The 24,042-nt window shown below is 43.7% G+C and carries 22 protein-coding genes; 12 read left to right on the top strand and 10 right to left on the bottom strand.

Annotation, left to right across the window (positions count from 1 at the left end; translation table 11 throughout):
- The first annotated feature begins 76 nt into the window (after nucleotides 1-76).
- From CI960_RS19430 to CI960_RS19420, 3 genes are read left to right on the top strand one after another with little or no spacing between them, the layout of a single operon-like run.
- Entirely contained in the window at nucleotides 77-484 is a 408-nt protein-coding gene (locus CI960_RS19430; RefSeq protein WP_005861087.1) for a DUF6249 domain-containing protein, read from the top strand.
- Nucleotides 485-494: 10 nt separating this feature from the next.
- The gene (locus CI960_RS19425; protein ID WP_005861090.1) at nucleotides 495-1,058 is read left to right on the top strand and encodes an RNA polymerase sigma factor; all 564 of its coding nucleotides are present in this window, start codon (nucleotides 495-497) and stop codon (nucleotides 1,056-1,058) included.
- Nucleotides 1,059-1,060: 2 nt separating this feature from the next.
- Nucleotides 1,061-1,438, top strand: coding sequence for a hypothetical protein (locus CI960_RS19420; RefSeq protein ID WP_226769929.1), 378 nt, complete (start codon nucleotides 1,061-1,063; stop codon nucleotides 1,436-1,438).
- Between the two features lie 46 nt (nucleotides 1,439-1,484).
- Here CI960_RS19420 and CI960_RS19415 read toward each other — a convergent pair whose 3' ends face one another.
- The 7 genes from CI960_RS19415 to CI960_RS19385 form a co-directional block, all read right to left on the bottom strand.
- Nucleotides 1,485-2,570 (bottom strand): hypothetical protein, encoded by a 1,086-nt coding sequence (locus tag CI960_RS19415; protein ID WP_005861094.1) that lies wholly within the window; start codon nucleotides 2,568-2,570, stop codon nucleotides 1,485-1,487.
- 25 nt (nucleotides 2,571-2,595) lie between these two features.
- On the bottom strand, nucleotides 2,596-3,132 hold the full coding sequence (locus CI960_RS19410) for a hypothetical protein (RefSeq protein ID WP_005861096.1): 537 nt from the start codon (nucleotides 3,130-3,132) through the stop codon (nucleotides 2,596-2,598).
- Nucleotides 3,133-3,134: 2 nt separating this feature from the next.
- Entirely contained in the window at nucleotides 3,135-3,665 is a 531-nt protein-coding gene (locus CI960_RS19405; RefSeq protein ID WP_005861098.1) for an RNA polymerase sigma factor, read from the bottom strand.
- Between the two features lie 131 nt (nucleotides 3,666-3,796).
- Nucleotides 3,797-4,558 (bottom strand): NigD-like protein, encoded by a 762-nt coding sequence (locus tag CI960_RS19400; RefSeq protein ID WP_005861100.1) that lies wholly within the window; start codon nucleotides 4,556-4,558, stop codon nucleotides 3,797-3,799.
- 94 nt (nucleotides 4,559-4,652) lie between these two features.
- Complete coding sequence (gene lpxB / locus CI960_RS19395) at nucleotides 4,653-5,786, bottom strand: lipid-A-disaccharide synthase (protein WP_005861102.1); 1,134 nt, start codon at nucleotides 5,784-5,786, stop codon at nucleotides 4,653-4,655.
- 24 nt (nucleotides 5,787-5,810) lie between these two features.
- Nucleotides 5,811-6,578, bottom strand: coding sequence for a 5'/3'-nucleotidase SurE (surE, locus tag CI960_RS19390; protein WP_005861104.1), 768 nt, complete (start codon nucleotides 6,576-6,578; stop codon nucleotides 5,811-5,813).
- A gap of 125 nt (nucleotides 6,579-6,703) precedes the next feature.
- Nucleotides 6,704-7,621, bottom strand: coding sequence for an Rpn family recombination-promoting nuclease/putative transposase (locus CI960_RS19385; protein ID WP_005861106.1), 918 nt, complete (start codon nucleotides 7,619-7,621; stop codon nucleotides 6,704-6,706).
- Between the two features lie 1,040 nt (nucleotides 7,622-8,661).
- On the opposite strand from CI960_RS19385, the gene CI960_RS19380 reads away from it, so the two are divergent.
- The 6 genes from CI960_RS19380 (at nucleotide 8,662) to CI960_RS19355 (ending at nucleotide 16,305) form a co-directional block, all read left to right on the top strand.
- Nucleotides 8,662-12,183: a DUF6383 domain-containing protein gene (locus tag CI960_RS19380; RefSeq protein WP_005861108.1), complete on the top strand. Its 3,522-nt coding sequence runs from the start codon at nucleotides 8,662-8,664 to the stop codon at nucleotides 12,181-12,183.
- Nucleotides 12,184-12,406: 223 nt separating this feature from the next.
- Nucleotides 12,407-13,666 carry a sialidase family protein gene (locus tag CI960_RS19375; RefSeq protein WP_005861110.1) on the top strand — a complete coding sequence of 420 codons (1,260 nt, stop codon included), beginning with the start codon at nucleotides 12,407-12,409 and terminating at the stop codon, nucleotides 13,664-13,666.
- 11 nt (nucleotides 13,667-13,677) lie between these two features.
- Complete coding sequence (locus tag CI960_RS19370; RefSeq protein WP_005861112.1) at nucleotides 13,678-14,499, top strand: manno-octulosonate cytidylyltransferase; 822 nt, start codon at nucleotides 13,678-13,680, stop codon at nucleotides 14,497-14,499.
- Nucleotides 14,477-15,145: an AAA family ATPase gene (locus CI960_RS19365; protein ID WP_005861113.1), complete on the top strand. Its 669-nt coding sequence runs from the start codon at nucleotides 14,477-14,479 to the stop codon at nucleotides 15,143-15,145. Before CI960_RS19370 ends, CI960_RS19365 begins: the two co-directional genes overlap by 23 nt.
- Entirely contained in the window at nucleotides 15,121-15,816 is a 696-nt protein-coding gene (locus tag CI960_RS19360; protein WP_005861115.1) for a histidine phosphatase family protein, read from the top strand. Before CI960_RS19365 ends, CI960_RS19360 begins: the two co-directional genes overlap by 25 nt.
- Before the next feature lie 6 nt (nucleotides 15,817-15,822).
- A complete protein-coding gene (locus CI960_RS19355) occupies nucleotides 15,823-16,305 on the top strand; it encodes a hypothetical protein (RefSeq protein WP_005861117.1) in 483 nt (160 codons plus the stop codon).
- A 74-nt stretch (nucleotides 16,306-16,379) separates the two neighbouring features.
- Here CI960_RS19355 and CI960_RS19350 read toward each other — a convergent pair whose 3' ends face one another.
- Nucleotides 16,380-16,904: a GNAT family N-acetyltransferase gene (locus CI960_RS19350; protein ID WP_005861120.1), complete on the bottom strand. Its 525-nt coding sequence runs from the start codon at nucleotides 16,902-16,904 to the stop codon at nucleotides 16,380-16,382.
- Between the two features lie 72 nt (nucleotides 16,905-16,976).
- On the opposite strand from CI960_RS19350, the gene CI960_RS19345 reads away from it, so the two are divergent.
- The 3 genes from CI960_RS19345 (at nucleotide 16,977) to CI960_RS19335 (ending at nucleotide 22,725) form a co-directional block, all read left to right on the top strand.
- Nucleotides 16,977-19,667, top strand: a complete 2,691-nt coding sequence (locus tag CI960_RS19345; RefSeq protein ID WP_005861122.1) for a LamG-like jellyroll fold domain-containing protein — start codon at nucleotides 16,977-16,979, stop codon at nucleotides 19,665-19,667.
- Nucleotides 19,668-20,114: 447 nt separating this feature from the next.
- Nucleotides 20,115-21,584 (top strand): Gfo/Idh/MocA family protein, encoded by a 1,470-nt coding sequence (locus CI960_RS19340; protein WP_008780665.1) that lies wholly within the window; start codon nucleotides 20,115-20,117, stop codon nucleotides 21,582-21,584.
- Between the two features lie 46 nt (nucleotides 21,585-21,630).
- Nucleotides 21,631-22,725, top strand: coding sequence for a sugar phosphate isomerase/epimerase (locus tag CI960_RS19335; protein WP_005861126.1), 1,095 nt, complete (start codon nucleotides 21,631-21,633; stop codon nucleotides 22,723-22,725).
- 79 nt (nucleotides 22,726-22,804) lie between these two features.
- Here the strand turns inward: CI960_RS19335 and CI960_RS19330 are convergent, their stop codons facing one another.
- Both CI960_RS19330 and CI960_RS19325 read right to left on the bottom strand, forming a co-directional pair.
- Nucleotides 22,805-23,080: an HU family DNA-binding protein gene (locus tag CI960_RS19330; protein ID WP_005861129.1), complete on the bottom strand. Its 276-nt coding sequence runs from the start codon at nucleotides 23,078-23,080 to the stop codon at nucleotides 22,805-22,807.
- On the bottom strand, nucleotides 23,077-23,997 hold the full coding sequence (locus tag CI960_RS19325) for a helix-turn-helix domain-containing protein (protein ID WP_005861131.1): 921 nt from the start codon (nucleotides 23,995-23,997) through the stop codon (nucleotides 23,077-23,079). The genes CI960_RS19330 and CI960_RS19325 overlap by 4 nt, the downstream gene beginning before the upstream one ends.
- Between the last annotated feature and the right edge of the window lie 45 nt (nucleotides 23,998-24,042).

The raw sequence follows: 24,042 nt of genomic DNA, 5'->3' as shown, positions 1-24,042 counted from the left end.
TTGTAACCGATTTGTGATTACTCATGTCTTATTGATAAAAGCGAATAATTTATTAAACCTTTAAAGAATAAAAGATATGAACGAGTTGTGGATTCCTATTTTAGGTGTTATTTGTGCGGTAGGTATGCCGGTATTGTTAGGTATTATCGCTAGTTACATGACCATTAAAAGTAAGCATGAGGAAAAGATGGCGATGATCGAGAAAGGAATTGTGTTGGAAGAGGCTATGCGCCCCGAGAGAAGGCCTAATCGTTATAATACCCTGCGTAACGGTATTTTTATGATCGGTTTGTCATTGGGTGTGATTGTCGGTATGATGCTCGACTCTGCTTTCACTTACGATAGCGATTGGTTCTTTTTGTTAGTTCCGGCTATTACGATTATGTTCGGTGGAGTAGCTTTTATAATTTATTTCTTTCTTTCCCGTTCTTTAATGGAGAAGGAGAGATTGGAGGACGAGAAGAAAATGCGTCTGGAAGAATAAACGATACCGGATGGATGAGCGAAAGTGGATAGAACGTATTTTGGCAGGGGACACGCAAAGTTTCTCCTGCCTTGTCGCGAAGTATGAGAAGATGGCTTATACCATCGCTTTTCGTATCTTGGAAAATCGCGAGGAGGCAGAAGAGGCCGTACAGGATGCGTTCGTGAAGATGTATCGTGCTCTTTCCGATTTTCATTTCGATAGTAAGTTCTCAACATGGTTTTATAGGATCGTGTATCGTACGGCGTTGACGGCCTTGAGACAACAGCGTATGTTCGTGAGTTATGAGGAGGCGGGCCCTGTAGACCTTTCGAATGACGAAGTTGAATCGGCTACGGCTTTATTAGAGCGTGAGGACCGGAAAGAGATGATCGCACGTACGCTGAAAAAGCTTCCGGCTGATGAGGCCTTGTTGCTTACTCTTTATTATTTGGAGGAATGCTCGGTGGAAGAGATCTGTCAGATCACTGAATTGAGCGCTTCTAATGTGAAAGTAAAACTATTCCGTGGGCGGAAACGGTTTTATGAAGTGTTGCAAGATAAAATGAAATTAGAGACAGCTGATTTGTTATGAATATGAATGAGAAAGATATTGATCATTTGACACGTAAGTTGATGCGAGGGACGGCGGAACAACCTTCGGCCTCATTAAACTCCCGTATTATGGCATTGATTATACAAGAGAAGAAGCGGGTATATAAGTACTATATCAAGAAACGATTTACACCTGTAGGCATTTTTAGCATATTTGTCGCTTATATGCTTGTGTTAGTAGGCATCTTGTATTTGGTTAAGCTTTCTCCGGGCGGGGCGGAAACGGTTTTAGGCTCTTTGCGAGCCTATTTCCCGATTGTTTTAACGATTGCTTCCGGGATCTCTTGTTTCTTCCTGTTTACACAACTCGATAACTGGTTGAAGAGAGAAGAGATACGCCGGCAAAACACCTCAAAATAAAAATATCCGGTTGTAGAGACGGGGCACGCCCCGTCTCTACAACTGATTAATTGGCCTTGACTTTTAGATTTCCGTAACGATTTCCTTCGAAGTGAATCGTCGGTTGCTTTCCACCATTAATCTCATAGGTGTAATTCTTGTCACGATCCTCATCGTCAAAATGCTTGCGGGTGATATTGAAACCGTTCACGTCGCAGCTTGAATACTTCATGTTCTCCGCTACTATCCGGAAAGAAGTTTTTGCGGGAAGCGCTACCTCTAAATTCCCATAATGGGATTCTACGTTCACCTTCGAGAAAGAGGGAGACAAGTTCCGTATCTTTAAGTTACTATAGCTAAGGCTACTTACATTCAATGCATCCTTAAGGGTCCCGATTTTAGCGTCGCTGTACTTAATCTCCATGTCTAGTCTGCTTACGCTTTCAATGGTGAGATTACCATATTTAATCTCCATGCGTAAAGATTGTATATCCTGTATATCCAGATTGGAATATTTGCTGTCTATCGTTAAATCTTTAGCGTTGCGAATCTTGGCGGTTCCTACGTAGCCCAGATCCAGTTGGGCGTCCTGCAGATTTCCTACCTCGATGTTACCATATTTGGCCTCTATCATTGCGTTGGCTGTGAAATTACCCGCATTCAGGTTGCCGTATTTTACATGGATATCCATGTTGCCGTTATTATCGCTTGGCAAGTTGATGTTTCCGTATTTCTGGTTCAAGTCTGCGGCGAGCTTAGGAGGCATCTGGATATAATAATTGATCGTCATGGACTCATTATTCGAATTGCTATTCATCTCCTTCTTTATCGTAGTGACCGCTGAGACAATACCACCTATCTTCTTGGTCTCGATTTGGATACGGTCCAAGTTCTCTTGAGCACGTTCCTCGCTGCGAGCCTTACATTCTACCTCAACCCGTATAGCTACCGTATTCTGATTCCAGTGGGTAACGGTGATGTTTCCATAACGGTTTTCTACTTGGAGACGATCACCGGCGCTTACGCTGTAGGATTGGGATATCTCTTTTTTCTTGATCTTCTCTTGTGGCCTAGCTATTGCCGATAGATTGCATAGCAGCAATACGAAAGTCAGCAATACGGCGGGACTCAATTTTACGTGTGTCGTGTTCATGATTGATATGTATTAATTGTTATTACTATTTCTGGTTATCCGTGACTTGTTCCATTTGCTTAAGCATCAGCGTGAGGCCCTCCAAGCTATTGCTGTAATGTTGGGTCATGGCGAAGAGACCGTCGTTGGAACAAGGCAAGGTAGGGAGTATCGTTTCCTCGAACATATAATTATCCGTGAGGATCCGTTTGCTCTCTTGCAATAACTCCTCCGCTCCCGGTGTCCGGTCCTGTTTATACAACTTCTTCATTTGCGCCAATACGTCGTTCATTTGCATATTGTAATATAGGCGTAGTTCCTCGATCTCCTCTTGGGTCTCGCAGGTCTGGGCCGTGGTCTTTTGCGCGGGTTCCGGCAGACCGGTCCCTTCCGGCAAGCGGAATAAGAGCAACAAAGCGATAGAGGCAGCTATGGCAAAGGCCGATAGGCTGTATAGGGCCGCACGGTTTTTCCGTGGCTTCGGCAGCTTTTGCTCGAAACGTTCGAAATGACCTTCGGGAAGCATCTCATCTTCCTTGAATGCGTCACGGTTCGCGTCTATGAAATTCTTTAGTTTATCCATGTTTAATTGGCTGCTATAATGTCTAACAATTTCCGCTTGGCGCGTAGGTACTGGCTACGGACGCTTGGCGGTTGAATTTTCAGGATAGAGGCGATCTCTTCCATATCATATCCCTCAAAGAGGTAAAGCGAGAGGATTATGCGGTAGCCTGCCGGCAACTTCTTGGTAGCTTCCTTTATCTGTGCCACGGAATATTGGATTTCTTCCTCGTCCGGTCCGTCCGTTTCCGGTTCGGCCAGATTGTCGGAAAGCTCCTCTTGGTCCGGTGCTTGGCGGCGTACATAATCGATGGCCGTATGGATGGCGATGCGATGCATCCATGCCTCAAAGCATTGCCCGTCATGATATTGGTCCAAGCGTGTGAAGATCTTGAGGAACGAGTCCTGCATGGCTTCTTCCGCCTCGGATGAGTTGCCTACGATACGCAAGCAGGCTATATACAATCGCTGTGCGTATTGTTTGTACAACTTCAGTTGCGAGCTCCGGTCTCCCCGGCGGCAACCCTCGATCAGATGTTCGGTTACTTTGTCCATTTGTTTATATAAACGAGAGTGATGCCTTGACCGTTGCATCTTGTAGCGTAAAAATACAAAAAAAGAAAGGCATCATCTCGACGCCTCTCCTCCTGAACTAAATGATAAAAATAAAAGTTATGTGGGAAGGTTTATTTCATGTCCGTTATATTGGAGATACTATCGTTCGTATAGCCTTGCGAAGTATCCTCCATTTTGGTCTTATCCGAATTATATTTTAATTTATAAGCCTGTTTCCCTTCGGAAGTCCAATAGTTTACGACAAGATCGACCGTCTCTCCTTTGGTATCCGGCAAGGAAGACAAATTGAACGCCACACGTCCGGCCCCGATCGTATATTGGGGATCATCGTAAGCGTTATGCCTAAACTCCAGCGTATAAGGATCATTCTCGGCATCCGGTTGGATCAGGTTGATAAAGTGGGCGGTCTTGCCTCCCCAGAGTGTCTCGAAATAGATATTCAAATATCCGTCTCCGATCCACATATTATTGTTATAAATACTTACCGGGTCCGTACCATAGATAGAATCATTAGCCGCTCCCTCGTTCTTAGCGATGGATTTCGTAAGGATGTTATGGATCGCGTTCACCTTGATATAGTGGGAGAAACCTCCTAGGTTACTTTGGGTGGAATCCGCCAATATCGTGAAGTTAACCAAGGCACGTTGGTTAGGCTTCGGCTGATAGTTCGGATAGTTCGTGGCGGCGGGCCATAGCTTATCCCCGTCATCCAGCCGTAAGTAATATACGTTATTGCCTTCCGGTACTACGGTAGCGACCGCTATCCAGATATCACCTAAAGAATACGAGTTATCGTCATCTAAGCAAGAGGGTAGGGTGAGGGATACTAAAGCGATCCCGATAACCAATAAAAAAGCTCTCAACGTCTTCATTCCTTTTGTTTCTTAAAAAGTTCACATTTCATCGTTCTATGAGGAAAGATGTAAGTTCGGGGTGAAATGCTGCAAAAGACGTTAATAAAAGATGTTAAGAACCAAGGGATTCAACGATTAGCCGTGCCGTACGCTTTGAAGCCCCGGGCATTCCTAGCGTATGGATAATCTTGTCGTATCCGTCTAGCATTCGTTTTCGATAGGCTGGATCTTGTAGGATGCGTCCTAGCTCGTCTTGTATTTGCGATTCGGAGAAGCGGGCTCCGAATAGTTCTTGTACGATCTCCCGTCCCCCGATCAGGTTCACGAGGGATATGTATTTCGTATGGAAGAAATGCTTGAAAATAAAGCTGGCCAACTGTCCGGCTACAACGTAGTAGCAAACGACTTGCGGAACCCGGAACAGGGCGGTTTCCAAGGTTGCCGTGCCGGAGGTTACCAAGGCGGCGGCACTATGTTGTAGCAAGGGATAGGTTTTACCGAACACGATCTTGGCAGGATAAGAGCCTATGTATTCTTGATAGTAGGCAGGATCGATGCCTGGTGCTCCGGCTATTACCGGCTGGTAGTCGGGATATGCGGAGGCTACTTTCAGCATGGTCGGTAAATTATCCTTGATCTCTTGTTTGCGGCTACCGGATAGCAAGGCGAGGATAGGCTTGTTGGCCAATCCTTCCTCTTTGATAAATGTATCTTTGGGGATCGCTTGATGCTCCTTGTAATAGGCTACGGAGTCTACAGAAGGATTTCCTACGTAATCTACCGAATAATTAAGCTTCCGGAAAAACTCGGTCTCGAACGGCAGGATGCAGAACATACGATCTACATAACGCCGGAAGTCCCTGATGCGGTATTGTTTCCAGGCCCATATCTTGGGGGATATATAGTAATATACCGGGAGACCCAATTGGGTTTTCACATATTTGGCGATCTTCAGGTTGAATCCCGGATAGTCAATTAAAATGACGACATCTGGCTGATAGCGGCGGATATCCTCTTGGCACGTCTTCATGTTATTTAAGATGGTGCGCAAGTTCAGCAATACCGGGATAAAGCCCATGAACGCCATTTCCCGGTAATGTTTGACAAGGGTTCCTCCGACGGCTCTCATCAGATCGCCGCCCAGAAAGCGGAACTCGGCCTTCGGGTCATTCTCTTTCAGGGCTGCCATCAAATTCGAGGCGTGCAGGTCTCCGGAGGCTTCTCCGGCTATCAGGTAATACTTCATGAATTGAAAATTGAGAATTGAAAATTAAAGGATCCAGTTGTTTAAGGTGGCCATGAAGTCGTAGTCCGTAACGTCGATCTTGCAGGGGACTAGGGAGGCGTATCCGCTGTCCAGCGCAAGCATATCATTGTCCGGGTGGATGGGTTTGGCGCTTTCGAAAGCTCCTGTCAACCAGAATACGGGCTCTCCGCTGGCGTTCTCGGAACGCTTGAATTCACGTACCCAACGACCATCCGCTTGGCGACAAACTTTCAACCCTTTCACTTGCGGTAGCTTCGGCACGTTGAGGTTTAAGTAGGTTCCGTGCGGTAAGCCTTCTTTTAATACCCGGCGTGCCAGCATACGTCCAAGACGGCAGCATTCGGAGAAGTCGGCATCGGCCGCATGGTCCAGTAAGGATACACCCATGGAAGGGACGTTGAAAATACAGCCCTCGGCGGTGGCACCCATCGTTCCGGAATAATTTACGCAGATAGCCATATTCCCCCCGTGGTTGATACCGGAGACTAACAGATCGGGCTTGCGCTCCATAACCTCATTAATCGCTAATTTAACGCAATCAACCGGTGTCCCGGTGCAACTATAGATGGTAAGTCCTTCCTCCTTTTTCAACAAGGTATACTTGATAGGAACTAAGGATGTAATGGCACTACCCATCCCGGAACGAGGTCCATCAGGAGCGAATACCACCAAATCGCCTAGATCTTTCAGGCACTCAATCAATTCGTTAATACCTTTGGCCCATACGCCATCATCATTCGTGATCAGAATCAACGGTCTCTCGTTTGTCATATCGTTTTATCCTTATAGTTGTCGTACAAAGGTAACAATAATTTGCGAACAATGGTTGGGGTGTGAGGGGTGGGAGTTGTCCTTTCGCCTAATCAGTTGTTGATCAGGCGAAAGGTCTCAGATTATTATAGTTTCTCTATTTCTTCTATGGAGAGGCCGGTGGCAAAGGCGATTTGCTCTATACTAACTCCTAATTTCTTAAGATTAAGTGCTATGGAGTGTTTCTCTTCCTGTCGTCCTTCAGCTTTTCCTTCGGCTTTTCCTTTTTGCAATCCTTTTTCCATGCCTTCTTCCATCCCTTTTTTCATGCCTTTCTCGACGGCGAAGTCCAAGGTGTTATAATAATCATTATACATCTTCCACTCCGCCTCGTACTGCGCCCGTTGTTTGGGGGTGAGGTTTGCCATCGATCCGATGCGCTCCAGTCGCTCGAATATGGCCTTGCGTGCCTTGAATGGCATTCTGTCTAATGTGTCCATATGCTTTAGTACATAAATCCAACGTTCAAAATCAGTCTCGCATTCTTCCTCCTCTTTGTTGAATCGAGGAAGCTCAATATAGATCTGGCGGAACTTGGGGTTGAATACCTGTCCGGTCTCTCGGTCCGCCAGCACGATGTCCCTTCGGAACTTTCCTTCGTTCCTGTTATTGTTTGGCCTGTTCTTCTCATCCAGCGTGAAGTTCAAGAAGAAGACACCGTACACGGCCGCCAGCTCATAGTCCCATGTTCCCTTTATCCCCTGTTCCACCACCGAGTGCGAGAGGTAATACAAGGCCCTGTCTTTGAAGTGGGGCTGTTCCCTGTTCTGCATCTCGATTATGATCCGCTCGCCTTTGTCGGTCTCGCAATGGATGTCAAAGATGACTTTCCTACCTTGCTCTGTCTCGGGCAATCGCTCATTGTTCATGATTCTCAAGTCCTTGATCGTATGCTCCCCTTCGAGGAGGTCGTTCAGGAACTCAATTAAAATGTCCTTGTCCATTTCCCTACCGAATATATGCTTGAAGCCGAAATCGGTGAAGGGATTGATAAATTTTCCCATAGTGTTTATAGGTTTTAGTGATTAATAATGAATAATAGTATAATAAGACGGGGCACCCTGTCTTCCGGTTGTAAAGATACTACTTTTTTAATAGGATAGGCTTCGTTTTAGCTTTTAAGAAAACACGTACGAGTTTTTTCGGAAACACGTACATGTTTTTCGAAAAACTCGTACGTGTTTTTTGAGAGGCATAATGTAACTACTTTAAATACCGGATCAGCCGATAAATCGTGGGGATAATTTTCTTGAATGTATATTCCACCAAGGGATAGTATGGCTAGGCACTACACGATCTGATCATTTCATATTCGTGAAGAGATCTTTTCACCTACGTGATACAATCGTTTCGCATAGGTGAAAAGATTGTATCACAACCGTGAAACGATTTCATGGGCAGATAGAGCAAGCTACTGCCGATAATGTTTGTATTAAATAGAAAGGCTCAACGGTAACAACTCTTCGTAGGCATCTCTGCGCTCCCTTTCACATCCTTCACAACATATCACTGACATAAAGCAAGTTGGCCGACGTGAAACGTGTGATAAACAAATTGAAGTGTAGATAAAAGTACATTGCGAGATTATCCTCACTATTTATCGGGTGAGCCTGAAAAAGTCGATTCTCCGGGAGTTAAGAATACAAAATGTCAAAGTGTTACTTTGATATAGATATACAATGTACGCATGTACATTAGTATATGATAGTAAAGTTTGTATGATTAATAAATGCTTTTCTAGTATAGAAACGACTAGTTTAAACGATCGATTCTTTTAGTCATTTGCAAAGGTACGCGTTTCTTCGATACTTGCAACCCTTCCAGACGATTTTTTTATCGCTTATTCTCTTTCTTATCAATAGGATAGGTTATCCTTCACGAAACAAGCGATTCCTTCAACAAACCTCCCGTTTCGACGCTCAAAAAACGCAAGATTTAGACGATCGTTTAGACTAGTCGTTTTTAATGGCAAACGACGATTTTCAATTAGTCTAACAAGTTGATTATCTTAATAAACACTAGTATTAATATTAATTTATTTATTATGAACAAAAAGATTTCTACGCTTCTTGCCGGTGTAATGCTGGCATCTGCGTTCTCTGTCAATGCTGCGATGGAGAATGGCAAATCTTATTTGCTGAAGAGCGGAAGTAGTTATTTGTCCGCTGAGACAGATAAGACTTCTGCTGATTATGGCAAACTTGTGTACGGCTCACTTAACACTAGCGATTTGAATGAAGTTGTTGCCGGTACTTGGAAAGTTTCAACAAAGACTACTTCTGGAGCTGTTGTCTACACCTTCGTAAATAAGGTGACAGGAATGACATTGGCTGTTGATCCTACTTTGGCGAAAACCGCGACCAACGGTCTTTCTGGTGATGTGACATTAGGCAGTGGTACGGTTTCTGAATGGGCATTCGATGCTAGTAACCACATGTATTCTTACTTCAAATCGGACTCAATCGTTTTCTTTGATAATACGGGTGCCCTGAACAAAGGTAAGATTGCGGACTTGTCTGCTGCTTTGGCTGTTACAGAAGATGTAATAAGCACTCCTATTCCAATAAGTGCAGATGATTTAAATACATTGATGTGGTCTGTTGATTCTAAAGACAATTATTTTGCGTTGAATATGGACCCTGAAGTGTCAAAAGGCAAGGCGAATCATTTGACAGCGACAGGACTTCAAGCGGTTAGTGCTGGTAGTGGTTATGTTCAATTGAAAGCTAAGGACAAAAAGGCGGATGACAAACAATTGTATGTAGTTGTCGATACGGCTTATTATGAAGGAACTGAGACTAGCGGTCAGTTGTTGAAATATACCTATGACGTATTAAACGCAGACAATCGCTTGACTGGTTCTTATAAGTTCAAGTTCACTTATAATGTGAAAGAAGACAAACTCTATGTTCAAGTAGCGGAAGTTGCGGATAAATTAGTGAAAGCATCGGGTCAAACTGACGAGCAGTTTGCGAAGGATATCAAAGACAATAATAATAATTCTTATTGGTCTAATCAAGGAAAAACTGTAACGACAAGATCTGACAAGTACATCTACATGGCTAAATTGGACGGTACGAATGTGTTGACACTGAATACGAATGAGACGGATGGTGGTACTCCTACCTTTGCTTCACAGAATATTACGGTTAAGACTTCTGCTGACTATAGTAGCCTTACATTAACTACGATTCCTTCTGGTGTATACTTGATCCAGTATAAGGCTGGTGGTTCTTACAATACAGAAAAGGTAGGTTCTTATGTATTCGCTAATTTGGCTGGTTATTTCGGTTGGGCTGCTCAAGCTCGTAACCAAGAGTTCAAGCATATGCCGGCTGCTCAATGGGTAGTAGAGAAGAAAGGTACATCTTCTATTGCGCCGATCTCAATTACGAACCGTGAGTTCTCTGATGATAGCTATAAGACTTCTTATCAAATTCCTTCTGATATGCAATTATTCGCAGTAGAGGGTAGTGCTAATGAGGTATTCTATTTTAATGGAAACCAAAAGGATACGGTTAGCTTTATTAAAGTTGACGAGGATCTTGTAAAGGATGCTAAACTGGGATATAAGTATGTATCAGAAAATGAAGCTAAGGTTCAAACTTATCTGTTTAACTATTTGCATGGATTGGCATTAGATAAATATCTTAATGTTCCGTCAGGGAAGGATTCTATTGTACGTGTAGATGAGACTGGAGCTAAAGCAAGTTTCCGCTTACAAGTGGTTGTTAAAGACGATAAGTATGGTTATGGCGATGGTTTGGTAAGAAATGTTTACCGTATCACGGACGGAAAAGGCCGTTATTTGACTTATGACGGGACAACGAAGAAGTATATGATGAAGACTTATCCTACTGATTATTTCTTGAAAGAGAATAATGATATCGAAGGAAAAGAATATTATACTTTGGTTGAGGCTAATTTGCTTAATACATCTATGACACAGGCGCAAGCACAGGCATGGTATCCAGAATGGTGTAAGGGTATGGCTGTCGCAGATGCAATGACTATCGAGGAGCAATATACTCCGGAGGGAGGATCTGCTACTTATGTGACTGTTGGCGGAACCTCTTATTTGGCTTATCCGGGTTCTTCTGATATTGTTGCTGTAGCGATGTATGATAAAGACGGCCAACGATTGGTAGATGATAATAGTAAGGTAGACTACTATACTTATCAGAATGTTAATGGTAAGATTGCGTTGAAGAAAGTAGGAGCTGCTCAATATGCCTCTAGAAATTACGCTTCAGTGAAGGTCTCTGTTGACGACAATACGTTGGATTTGACTCGTGGCTCTTTGGATGATAAATTCTATAGCAATCAAGAGATTCGTACATCTGCTTTTGCCGTAGCAATGGATGATTCTCCTTTGTATCGTCGCTTCAACAACGCCGCTCTAGGTGAGAATGTAAATGACGGTCCTGATAGCTTGACATTCGTTGAGAGCGTTCGTAATGAGTACTTAATGGATGAGTGGAACCCGAACTTGACTACGGAAACTGTTGATTACGCTGGTATCTGGAATAAGGATAAGGCTGAGGGTAAATTAGCGTTCCGTATTGATACGGCTTGGTTGAATCGTGGTCTTGGAAATATCAAACCTCAATATTTGATCTCCGTGGCTCGTGACGACCAAGAGGGTGTTGAGACAGTTCCTTGTACAGAGGCTGGTCCTCACGTTGACGCTAACGGTAACATTACAACAGATCCTTCTAAGTGTGTTCATGCTCAACATGGTCGTGCTGGCTTCGCTTATGGCAAATACTTGGTTAACTTCTCAGACTCTGCCCAAGCGTTCATCGATAGAGAGGCTAAGGTTAATCCTTATATGTTCACAACGAATTCTAGTGCTAATAGCAGCTATACCCGTGTAGGTTTTGTTAAGGCTATCCATGCTGGTGACAGCTTGTTCGTATTGACAAATGGTTTCGAGAATGTAGAACCGGCTAAGTTAGATACGGCGACAATCATCGCTAACTATAAGAAAGCTAAGCTGGAAAACTTCATCGTAGACTTGGTTGGTGACAAACATAAGAATGTAACTTGGTCATTCCGTTATATTAACCCGGATAAGGCTGGTGCCGTAACAGAAGAAGGTGCAGAGAACGCATTCTTGTTCGAGTCTAATGTTTATGGCGAGAAAGATCAAAATTATAGAACCGTAAATGGTGACGCTGATCGTGCTATCGCTCCGACATATGCTGCCGCATGGTTGAAAATGCATAATGGTTGTTTGGTACTGACAGATATCAATTCACAGTTCTCTTCCGCAAAGACCAATGGTGATGGCGCATTAATCTTTAATGTCGCTCAGAAGGATGAAGAAGATATGGTTACATCTAATGATAACATCAACAATGTTGAAGGTGTATCTGTAGTAGCTGGTAATGGTACTGTAACTATCCAAGGCGCCGCTGGTAAATCAGTAGTTATTTCTAACATCTTAGGTAAGGTAGTCGCTGAGACGGTTCTTACATCTGATAACGCAACAATTACCGTACCTGCCGGTATCGTAGCTGTAGCTGTTGATGGTGAGGAAGCTGTTAAAGTGGTTGTTAAATAATTAAACAAATAGATAGGTCAAGAGATGGGGATTCCCCCATCTCTTCCTTTAAGAAGATATTTATAATTCTGAAATTCCCGTGTGGAGATAGATTCTTCAAGTACACCGCGATGGTAGAACATGCGGGAGTATTAATACTAAAGTAATAAATTAAAAGCTCAGGTCACGAGAACTTCTGTGAAGAAATGTCGTGACCTTTTTTTGTACTCTTAAATCTCGTGCTATGCTTATATCTACTCAAGAAACATTGATCTATAAATCAATTAGTCCGGAAGACATTTATTGTTATACTCCCGGAATCACCGTGACTTCGACGGGACGCTTGGTCGTGACTTTCGACTTGGGCGGCAAGGGGGTAAAAGAAATCTATGCTTCTTCGCAGCTGTATACGGAAAGGACAAGACGGTTCGGTATCGGTAAGATTTTTGTATCGGACGACCAAGGCGCTAGTTGGTGTTTTATCTCGGATTTTAATTTTTGGCATGCCCGCCCTTTTTGTATAGGGGAAAAGATATATATCATAGGAAACGCAGGCGATTTATGTATTATATGCTCGGAAGATGATGGGAATACGTGGAGCGTTCCCTCGTTTCTCTCCCAAGGTGAGAAATGGCATTCTTCTGCCTGTAATGTTCTTTTCGCTAACGAGCGGGTTTACTTGGCGATGGAACAGCGTTTTTATAACTCGGAGATAGAAGGCTGGAATGTGGCGGGTTTGAGCCCTACCTTGCTATCTTGCTATATTCACGATGATTTACTGGATGCGTCTTCTTGGCGACGTTCCGATCCTTTTGTTTTCAGGGATAAAGTACATTTCCCGGAAGGGGTTGGCATTCCTTTTTACGAGTCATTGACCAATAAGCCGCTAGAATTGGCTCCCGGTCGTTTTAATGCGCCCACTGGATGGCTGGAGGCTCAAGTGGTTCAAATAAAGGATAAACATCATATTTGGTATGATCCGGAAGGGAAAACGTTCCATATGTTTCTTCGTGCGCATACCGGAGGGATTGGATACGCTTGTTTATTAAAAGTGAGGGAAGATAAGAACGGCCAGATGGTAACCGGCTTTCAAGAGACTCCTTCCGGACAGACCTTGCTTTTCTTGCCCTTTCCCGGTGGCCATTTGAAATTCTTTATAGTGTATGATGAGATATCCCGGTTGTATTGGATGGCATCCAATCAATCTTTCGATTCTATGCGGACGATAAGCTCATTACCTGAGACTTCCCGGTATGGACTCCCGAATAATGAGAGGCATCGTTTACAATTATTATTCTCGAAGAATTGTGTGGACTGGTGTATGGCTGGGATGATCGCTTGCCAAGGGAATGAATTATATTCAAGAAATTATCCTTCGTTATGTATCGTAGGTGAGGATATGCACGTGGTTTGCCGTGCGGCGGATGATCATACAAAGGACCCTCAATACTCTGATTGTATTACATATTATAAAATTAAACGGTTTAGAATGTTAATCTATTAAATGAAGTGATTATGGAAAAAGTACTGATTGTAATACCGGCTCGATATGGTTCAAGCCGGTTGCCGGGTAAGCCTTTGGTTAAGATTAAAGGTATAGAGATGATAAAACGGGTCTCGGATATAGCGGATTTTGTATGTCGCAAAAATGAGTCTTGTTCTTATTTGGTAGCTACGGATGATGAGCGCATCGTCTTGTTTTGCGAATCCCGGGAGATTCCGGTGATGATGACTTCCACGAATTGTAAAAGTGGTACGGAACGTTGCTATGAGGCGGTAAGGAAACAGGACACCAATCCCGGACTGATAATAAATCTGCAAGGCGATAATCCCACGTGTCCTCCTTGGATATTGCAAGATCTGATCGATACATGGAGAAAGGAGAAGGCGGATGTCCTTACCGCCTCGGTCTTGTTGGGATGGAGCGAATACGATCAATTACTGGCGATGAAAAAGGAAACCCCTTATTCCGGCACGACGGTATTGGTGGATCGGCTGGGATATGCCTTAGCTTTCTCGAAACAAACCATACCCGCTATCCGTAAGGAGGATCAGGCTAGGGATCTTTTGCCTAAAAGCCCTGTCAGGCGGCATGTGGGTTTATATGCGTATAGCGGTCGAGCCTTCGAGTCTTATTTCTCATTACCTCCGTCTGTGTATGAACGCTCTTATATAGAAGGATTGGAACAGATGCGTTTCTTAGAGAATGGCATCAAAATGAGGGTCGTAGACGTTGATTATCGGGGACGTGAGACAACAAGCGGGGTTGATTCCCCGGAAGATGTCAAACGGGTTGAGGAAATACTTGAGAAATATGGAGAGTTCGATCTTTCGTGACTTAGATGGAATCGTAGATTCTATTTTATTTCCTTACCATACTTTGGAGGAAGTTCTACCTCCTGGCTGTGAGGCTGGTCCGGTATGGATGGAATTTGCCTGTTGGGTAGACAGCCAAAAGGTGGATATACGGGCATCGGAATCACCCTTATTCTTGAATATATGTGGTATACCCGCATCCGGTAAATCGTATTGGGCGGAGAAATGGCTATCAGAGAATGGACCTTGTTTGCATATCGCTTTCGACGCTATCATGGAGGCATTATCCGGGTATCAAGCGGATTACTCGCTAGATAGGGAGAATGCGTTCTTACGTTGGGAACTTCCTGCTCGTTTTTTAGGTTACCGTCTTCTTTTGTTGGGATTGAGGAATGGGTGGCCTATTTTATTTGAACATAGTAATGCATTGAGAGAACATGTGGATTTGTATAAGAAGATAAAGAGTCTTGGATATCGGATTCATATGGTGTGCATCGATGCGACACCAGAAATGGTTATCAAAAGATTGGCTCGGAGGAATCGTTTTTTCCCGGAGGAGCAAGTAAAAAAACGTTGGGATTGCTTGATAGATTTGTTACCTGAATATCAAAAAATAGTAGATGACTTTAAATTAATACAACCATGGAAAAATGTAGAAAACTTGTGATCGTACGGCATGGTAATACGTTTCGTGCGGGAGAGACTCCGACTCGGGTTGGAGCTAGAACTGATTTGCCTCTGGTAGAGGAGGAACGAGCTAGATCTGCGGGACGTTATTTACGTGAAAAGGGGATTGTGATTGACAAGGTGATTTCGGCCCCCTTAAAACGTACATTGGAGACCGCTAACTATATCTTGGAGGAAATGAATGTGGATTTGCCTATCATTCAAGACTTACGTCTTAAAGAGATTGATTATGGGCCGGATGAGAATATGGTAGAAGATCATGTAATAAAACGTTTGGGATCTCTCTATTTAGAAAAGGAGGGAATGGAGCGGAAAGACCTAACAGAAGATCGGATCGTGGAGAGGGGACTTTCCGTGATCGCCCAATGGAATGAGAAGGCCGTGGTACCGTTAGGATGGAACGTAGATGTAGAGAAACTGATAAGCGGTTGGCTGGATTTGGCGGCTAGTATACCTGATGGTGAGACTTGGCTGCTAGTATCTTCCAATGGAGTGATGCGTTTCTCCCCCTATATTCTGGGGAATTATGAGGATTTCTGTGCGACTCATGATATTAAGGTTCCGACAGGTGGGGTTTGTATATTCGATTGTGTGGGTGATCATTGGAGGTGTACGGATTGGGGAATAAAGGCTTATAAACTTTTTAAATGATAAATCATGGAAGATATATGGAATATAACAGCTTTGGTAGTTAGTGTATTAAGTGTGCTTTTGTCTCTTTATGCTTTAAGACAGGCTACCACTAAAAATACCTCGGATATGTATCTGTTCTTTATCTCGCAATATGCGAAGGAGGACATGAAATTGGCTTTACGTAAATTGAAAGATATAAAGCGGGGGGTATATCGGTTGGAACAATGGGAGAGTGATATGAAAAATAATTTGCCGAAAGCCTTTGAGTATGACGAGGCGAGACGTTTGGTGAAATATTTTTATGATACTTTAGCCTATATGAAGTTGGAGAAACTAATAGAGGCTCGTTTTGTAAGATTGATTTGCTTGAAGAAAGGGGCATGGCTTTATCTGGACACAGTCGAAGCCATGGAAAAATTTTTTGACAGTGGCTATGATAAAAAGCCATATGCGGTTATTCGGGATGTATGCGAAAATTTACGAAAGGAAGGGTGTTGTCCTCCTTAGTTCATTATTTTCGGCTTTTGGTGATTTAATAAAGCCTTGATCGAAGAAACGATCGGGGCTTTTATATTTATTTCTTAATTTGCCATGACAATATTCCGCAAGTCGAAACCGAATTGAATATACTCATCCTCAGTGATTTGCCTCTCTGTTGTCAGGATGATTAACGCATGCCCTCGATAGTTGTTTCTGTAAGGGGGATGGAAATGGTTGTAACGGTTTTCGAAGAAGCCGCATTTTTTATAGAACTTTAATCGCTTGGAGGAAATTTCATCCGTAATAGGATCGATCTCTAATAAGATGATCTTATTCAGGCGTTTATTAAAATCCTCCAGCAATAAACCGCCGTATCCTTGTCCCCTAAAGTTCTCATGAATGGCGAAATGTTCGATATATACATAGGTGCTAAAATCCCAGTATGAGATAAAGCCGATAAAGAGGTTATCTTTCAGATAAACCACTAGATGATAGTTGGGAGATTGGAAGGCCTGTTCTTGTTGTTCTTCTGTTCGTTGCTCAAATAGAGGGAAACTTGCCGTATATATTTGCTCAAAGGTAGGATAGAGAGGATCTTGCTTTCGCGTTATTTCTAGTATGTCCATATGACTTCGCTTTATTTTTGATGCGAAGATAATAATCTAAAAACATTGTCATGTCATATTAAAGCTTTATTTTTGGATGATCTTATAATTAAGATATTGTATACGATGATAGCGTGGTTTCGTTATATATGTTTAATTGTTAGCCTTATAATCACTATGCCGGAATTACTTTCGGCACAACGTCTGGTTTCTCAACGTCAAGAGGATGTGGAGGCCGGTCTTTTATATAACGAGAGCGTCTACATCCTATCTAATTATTCTTGTCTATCCTCCAATTCCCCGGAAAAACTTTCTTTGGACGAGTTGTTGCGGAAGCAGATCGAAGGCTTTTATTTCTATTTGAAGCGGGATACGGAGACAAATGTATTGTTACTAAGGAAACCTGATGGTACGTTTACCCCTTTTAGTGAGTCATTGGAAGCCATTAAGACGGCCTTGGATGCGGACTCCACTAAGGTTATGACGCTTTTCCTTGATTTCTATGTAGAGACGGAGCTGGAATCCTCTTTTAAGGAAATAGGCTTGATGGAGTATGTACTTGAGTATGATACGAAAAACGGATGGCCATCCCTGAAGGATATGTTGAGTTCCGGAAAGCGACTGGTCGTTTTCGAGGTTCAGAAACATTTGAACAGTCCTTCATGGTTGCATAATATGAGGGATTTCGTGGAGCATACGGACGCTGATTGGGGCAACCAACCGGAAGGGGTTGAGAGTTTTGATGAGCGGCTGAAAAAGAATTTGTCTTTATTTACCGGATATAAGTTCTTGGAGACTTCCCGGGGGAATAGCAATGATATCTCGGCTTTAGCCCGGCAGACGCCCTATTTAATTGAATCGTTTAAAAGAGCGTGGATCCGGGATGGAAGGGTTCCCAATTTTATCTTGGTAGATAAGTATTACGCGTGGTTGGATGTCTCGTTGGTTACTTTTCGGAATTTCGATATCATCTACGGTGCGGTTACGAATAACAATGAGCTGCTTAACTACGTGAATTGGGATGGGATGTCTAATTATACGACGGGTAAATATTGCTTTCCGCTAGAGCCCGGGGCCGAGTTGATGCTTTCCCCGATCTCTCCGGGCTATAGGATAGAGCCGGCTACGGTTTATGTCTCCGGTACCCAAAGGAAGGCTTTCGCTAGCGATTTTAAGGCTAGACCTTTGCGGATTGACGAGGATATAGAGATTTATTTACCGTTTGAGGGCGATGAGAAAGATGGTTCGTCCAATCATAATCTCACGGTATCTAGGAATGTCGAGTTTATTCAGGACCCTATACGGGGACAGGTCGCTTCCTTGGAGAATCAGGCCCGTGTGGATTTACCGACCGCTTCGGAACTTCATATGCGGGATCATGATTTCACTGTCGGCGTTTGGTTGAAAATACCTAAGTACCTGCCGGAGAAGGAGGATTATTGTATTCTGGGAGCTAAGAACAGTACTTATCAACAAGCGTTGCATCTGTTGATACGGAACCGGAAACCGTATATGGGATTCTTTAACAACGATCTGGTTGGTAACACGGAGATCGAGCCGGGCAAATGGTACAATGTCGTATGGCGGTATAATAAAAGGAATGGGGAGCAGGCTATATTCGTGAATGGAAAACTGGACGCGATCTCTTTTGATCGTCCGGCTTATCTGGGTAGTGATAGCTTATATGTCGGTTTCGTGAATTTCAGCCAGTCCTCGAACTTCGTGGGTGTGCTGGATAATCTTTGTATTTGGTCTCGTGTGTTGAGCGATAAGGAGATATTGGGATTGAGCAACCAGTTATTAGATTTACATATATCGAATGCGATTACTTGGTTGGATATCCTTGGAATTGGGTTGATTTTGATGGCTCTGGTCTCGATAGCTTATCTAGGCTATCGGAAGGTGAAAGAAAAGCCAAGGCAGGATGAGGCTGATGCGGGAACGGTCGCGGAGGAGGGAATCGAGGAAGGAATCGAGGAGCCGGATCGTTCTTCGCGAGAGATGCCGGAGGAGATTGAGGAGGTTCCGGTTCTGCGCAATTATATCCGATTGTTTGGAGAGTTCTATGTGTTGGACCGGGATGGAAATGATATAACCTCTCTATTTACCCCAAAATTAAAACAGCTGTTTATCTTGATTATGCTTCACTCTTCCCGTGGAGGTTTCGGGATATCGAGCAAGGACTTGACACGGATGATTTGGGGGAATGACAACCCCTCGAAAAGTACGAAGAGCCTTCGAAGCGTATCTATATTGAAACTCCGGAAGATATTGGAACGTATCGATACGGTCGAGGTTCTATTTAACGCGAATCGATATATTCTCCAGCTTTCGGAAGATGTCTATTGCGATTATTTGGCTTGTTTGGATTGGCTGAAAGATAAACGGGTACGGACTCAGCCGGACTTTGAATATTTCTATGATATTATCAGCAAAGGAGAAGTGTTCAAAGGGGAATCGTTTGATTGGATGGATGATTTTAAAAGTTATATCTGTAATAGTACGGTGGATGTCTTGTCTCGCTTTATCGACACTTACTCGATCGAGGATGAGGCGGATCGGGTGATCCAGATAGCAGACCAGATCCTTCTGAACGATCCTTGCAACGAGGAGGCTTTGCTCTATAAGATCAAAGCCTTGATTTACCAGAACAACTTTAAATTGGCCCGTTATGTGTACGACCGCTTTTGCGCTTTATACCAAGAGATGTATGGCGAGGCTTTCCCCTCTTCTTTTGAGCAGGTCGTACCGTCTCCGCTGATGAGTCAGCAATCTCCCCAGTAAGTATTATAGTGTGCCTGCTCATTGGCAGGACTGTGCCATTGCTATTGTCACACCTGTGCCATCGTTGTGGCAAGACCGTGCCACCGTTATGGCATGCCTGTGCCATCCGTGTGGCACTCCTCTGCCATTACAGTGGCAAATGTATGCGCCCCACTGATAGCGATCCTTTCGAATAGAGAGGCAGGTGCTATGCCTCTGACTTATCGAAGATTTTTATAAATATTTCTTGATTTATTTATGTCGCTGTTATTGCGTGAATTATGCTTTGTGAGGATATGAAATTTGCCTTAAATTAGCCCTAGGTTAATGCCTTGTTTAGCGTTCGTTAACTCATGGTTTACTGCTCCTCCCTATATTCGCTCTCGTTGTTTCGCACGAGGAAGCGAAGTTGTGTTTTACTATATATATTTTTTTTTCGACTTTAAATTTAATACTATGAGTAACACTATGTCTGACAAGAATTCGGTGAACTTCACACGTAGGGAGTTCTTAGGTACAGTAGCTGCAGCGGCGGCGTTTACAATCGTACCTCGTTCCGTTTTGGGTGGACCGGGCTATACGGCACCTAGCGATATGGTCAATTTGGCCGGTATCGGTGTGGGTAGCCAAGGTGGTGGCGATATACAGAATATCGCTACTCCGGATGTACCAATTAAAAGGAGACCTTTTGGTGGAGGCGGTATGCTGATGCAACCTTATGCGGGCATCCAGCCACCCAGACGGGAACGAAGAGCGTCGGATAATCCTGTGCAAATGGGAGATGCGGAGAAACAATCGTTTAAGCATGCGAATATTTATGCGCTATGTGATGTAGACCACGATTACTCCGGACATATCTTAGCGGGATACCCGAAAGCGAAGAAGTATACCGATTTCCGGGAAATGATCGACAAGGAGAAAGAGATCGATGCGGTATTGATCGGTACTCCGGACCACACCCATGCGGTTATTGCCGCTTATGCGATGAAAGCTGGTAAGCATGTATTTGTAGAGAAGCCGATGGCTAAGACGATTTATGAGACTCGCTTTTTGAGGGATCTGGCAAAGCAAACCGGTGTTGTTACCCAGATGGGTAACCAAGGGCATAATATTGAAGGGACTATGCAGACGGTTGAATGGATCCAAGGTGGCGTGATCGGAGACGTAAAGGAAGTTCATTTGTGGACAAACCGTCCGATGTGGCGCCAAGGTTATTTTGATCGTCCGGCGGGAGTGGATATACCGTCTAATCTTAACTATGACGTGTGGTTGGGACCGGCTCCTGATAAACCTTATAATCCGGAGATGCTTCATTTCGCTTGGCGTGGGTTATGGGATTACGGTACAGGCGCTATGGGGGATATGGGAGCCCATACCTTCGACGCTCCGATTTGGGCGCTTAATTTGGGTATGCCCACGAAAATACAAGCTACTTCCACCCCTTACAATAAGGACTATCTGCCACAATCGGAATGCGTGACGTATGAGTTCCCGGCTCGTGGGAATATGCCTCCGGTAAAGGTAACTTGGAGTGATGGGGGTATAAAACCGGCTCGTCCGGCGGAGTTGGAACCGAACCGCCAGTTAAGGGAAGCGCTTTATATAGGCGATAAAGGCTTGATCATGCATGGTACCCATGGAGCGGAGCCGCAACTGATACCGGAAAGACCGGGATTCGTAGCTCCGGAGAAGACATTAAAGCGACCGAGTAATATTTATGTGGACTTTATCGAGGCGATAAAGGAAGGTCGCAAAGCCGCTAATGATTTTGAGGTATCCGCTAAATTGACGGAGATTATGTTGCTGACGAATATCGCTGTCGCCGCGCAACGGTTGGATCTTACGTTGGAATATGACGCAGAGAATATGAGAATCACGAATTGTCCGGAAGCGAACGATTATTTCCACTATGAGTATCGTAAAGGTTGGAGCCTGTAAGGGACTTTCTTCTAAGGGTTAAGATTAATTTATAAATTGAATGGTTATGAATAAAGATGTGAACAATGGTCAGTCCAGACGTGAGTTTCTAGGAAGATCGGTCGCTGCTTTGGCGGCCGCGTCTTTCCTTCCGAGTGCTTTCTCTTGTACGGGGAAGAGTGTGGCGGCTCCCGCTCCGGTTGATACGGCGGCGGAGGCAGGCAAGGTTAACTCGAAGTTCGGTGGCGTGCAAATCGGCACGATCACTTATAGTTGGCGTTCCATGCCGGGTGGATTGGAGAATATCATCAAGTATTGCCAAGAAGCGAATATCAGTTCCATTGAGTTGATGGGAGGTGATCTGGAAGCTTATTTAGGAGCTCCGGAGAATCCGATGATGAAATTCTTCCGTCGGCAAGCTTCTCAACCTGCGGCGAAACCGGGTGAGAAACCTGCGGCTCCTCGTCGGATGGGTCCCCCGAAGTTTACTCCGGAGCAGCAGGCTGAGATCGATAAATATAAGGAAGAGGTGAAAGCGTGGCGTCTCGGGCTGGATCTATCGAAGGTGGAAGGTGCCCGTAAGTTGTTGAGCGACGCTGGGATATCTGTGCATATCGTGAAAATGCAACCTTCCGGCATGGGATCGGACGAAGAGGTCGATTATGCCTTCAAGGTGGCCAAGGCCATGGGCGCTAAAGCCGTGACGGACGAGATTAATTTGGAGACGGCGAAAAGAGTCGCTCCATTTGCCGAGAAGCATGGGATGTATATGGCTTTCCATAATCATATGCAATATGCCGAAGAAGGCTTTAGTTGCGATCCGATCTTAGCGATCTCTCCTTCTATTATGTTGAATTTTGATGCGGGCCACTTCTTTGGCTCTACAGGTATCCATCCGAATGAGATGATCAAGAAATATCATGATCGGATCTATAGTATCCACTTGAAAGATAAGACGGGGCCTACGACAGGGGACCAGCCGAATACGAATCAAGTATGGGGACAAGGGGAGATGCCGTTGGAAGACGTGCTCTTGTTGATCAAACAAGAGAAATGGCCTATCTATTGCGATATAGAACTGGAATATGATATCAAGCCTTGGTCTGACTCCGTGAAAGAGGTAGGCACTTGCGTGAAATATGCTCGACAGATATTGATGTAGATTATAGAATGTTGTCTTTGGTATGTCATTAATGGGATGACGAAAAGGTCGGTTCCCGGTGGAGCCGACCCTTTATTTTTTATTTATTGATCTCTTTCAGCAAATTTGGTGCGCACTTAAAATGGACAATGGTTCTAGGGATCAACATTAAAGTCTCTCCGCTTTTCGGGTTTCTAGCCAACCTGCTTGTCTGTAAGCGGGGAGTATAAACACCGAAACCCTGTATACATACCTTTTCTCCGGCTCTCGTTTTCTCTAAGATGATGTTATTCAGTTCTTCCAATATGTACCGGATTTCTTCTTTGTCATTACCGACTCTTTTCGATAATTCCTCGATTAGCTGACTTTTATTCATATCGTATTATTTTTTGAGAAGTTTGTTCTTTGCTCTGTTGTTAAATATTTTTTCCTGTATTGCAAAGGCGATAAGCCCGTGTGCCTCCGAAAGAAGCGTCCCAACGAGGATTGGTTCGAGAACTGCGTCTTCTCAACAATCTCTTGGATATTCAAGGTGGAGTTGGTGAGTAATCCTTTTAATTCTAGGATCATATATTCCGTAATCCAATCTTTGGCGGATTTGCCGCTTACCTCCTTAACAACCATGGTCAAGTATTTAGGGGTGATGCATAGAGAGTTCGCGTAGAACGTCACGCTTCTGTTCACTTTGTAATTACTCATGACCAATTGAAAGAATTTGTGGGTCAGTTCTTTCTTGTGTACATCTATCGTTGCCGTACTGTCTAAAGAATTGACTTTATAATGGTTATATATATCAAGGAATAATATGCGAAGTAAGAGTATAACCGACTCTCTTCGATACTGGTTTTCCGGATCGACGGCTTTTCTTATAAGTAATTCAAAGAAGTCTACAAAGGAAAGAGTTTCCACGTCTTCCATCTTGAAATAGTAATGTTGCCTCATATAGAAAAAGAAATGTGGCGAGAAACGACTGATACCGCTTAATATATCAGAATAAAAGGATTCCGTGATCGTGAAATATCTGATTTGGAAATCTACGCTAACGTCCGTTAATGCGACCAATTGCCCCGGCAAGATGATGATGAGCTCTTTGGGGGTTATAATGTGCTTGTTAGAATAGATATCAATTTTAGCGTTTCCTTTTACACAATAGATGACAATCCCTAATCTTATATAAGAAGGGTAAGTGGTAATAGGGAGTTCTTTGGAAAGTGTAAAGATCTTGAAGTCCTTCTCCAAAGAATAATCAATACCACTATTCGGCTCAACTATTTTTTTAATATTTCCCGACATTCTTTTTGTCTATGTTTCTTATGTAAAATTATAACTTCGTCTTTT

The sequence above is a fragment of the Parabacteroides sp. CT06 genome (assembly GCF_002257605.1).
Taxonomy (GTDB): Bacteria; Bacteroidota; Bacteroidia; order Bacteroidales; family Tannerellaceae; genus Parabacteroides; species Parabacteroides distasonis.
Note: the sequence above shows the minus strand (reverse complement) of the source record. Positions and strands in the feature narration are given on the sequence as shown.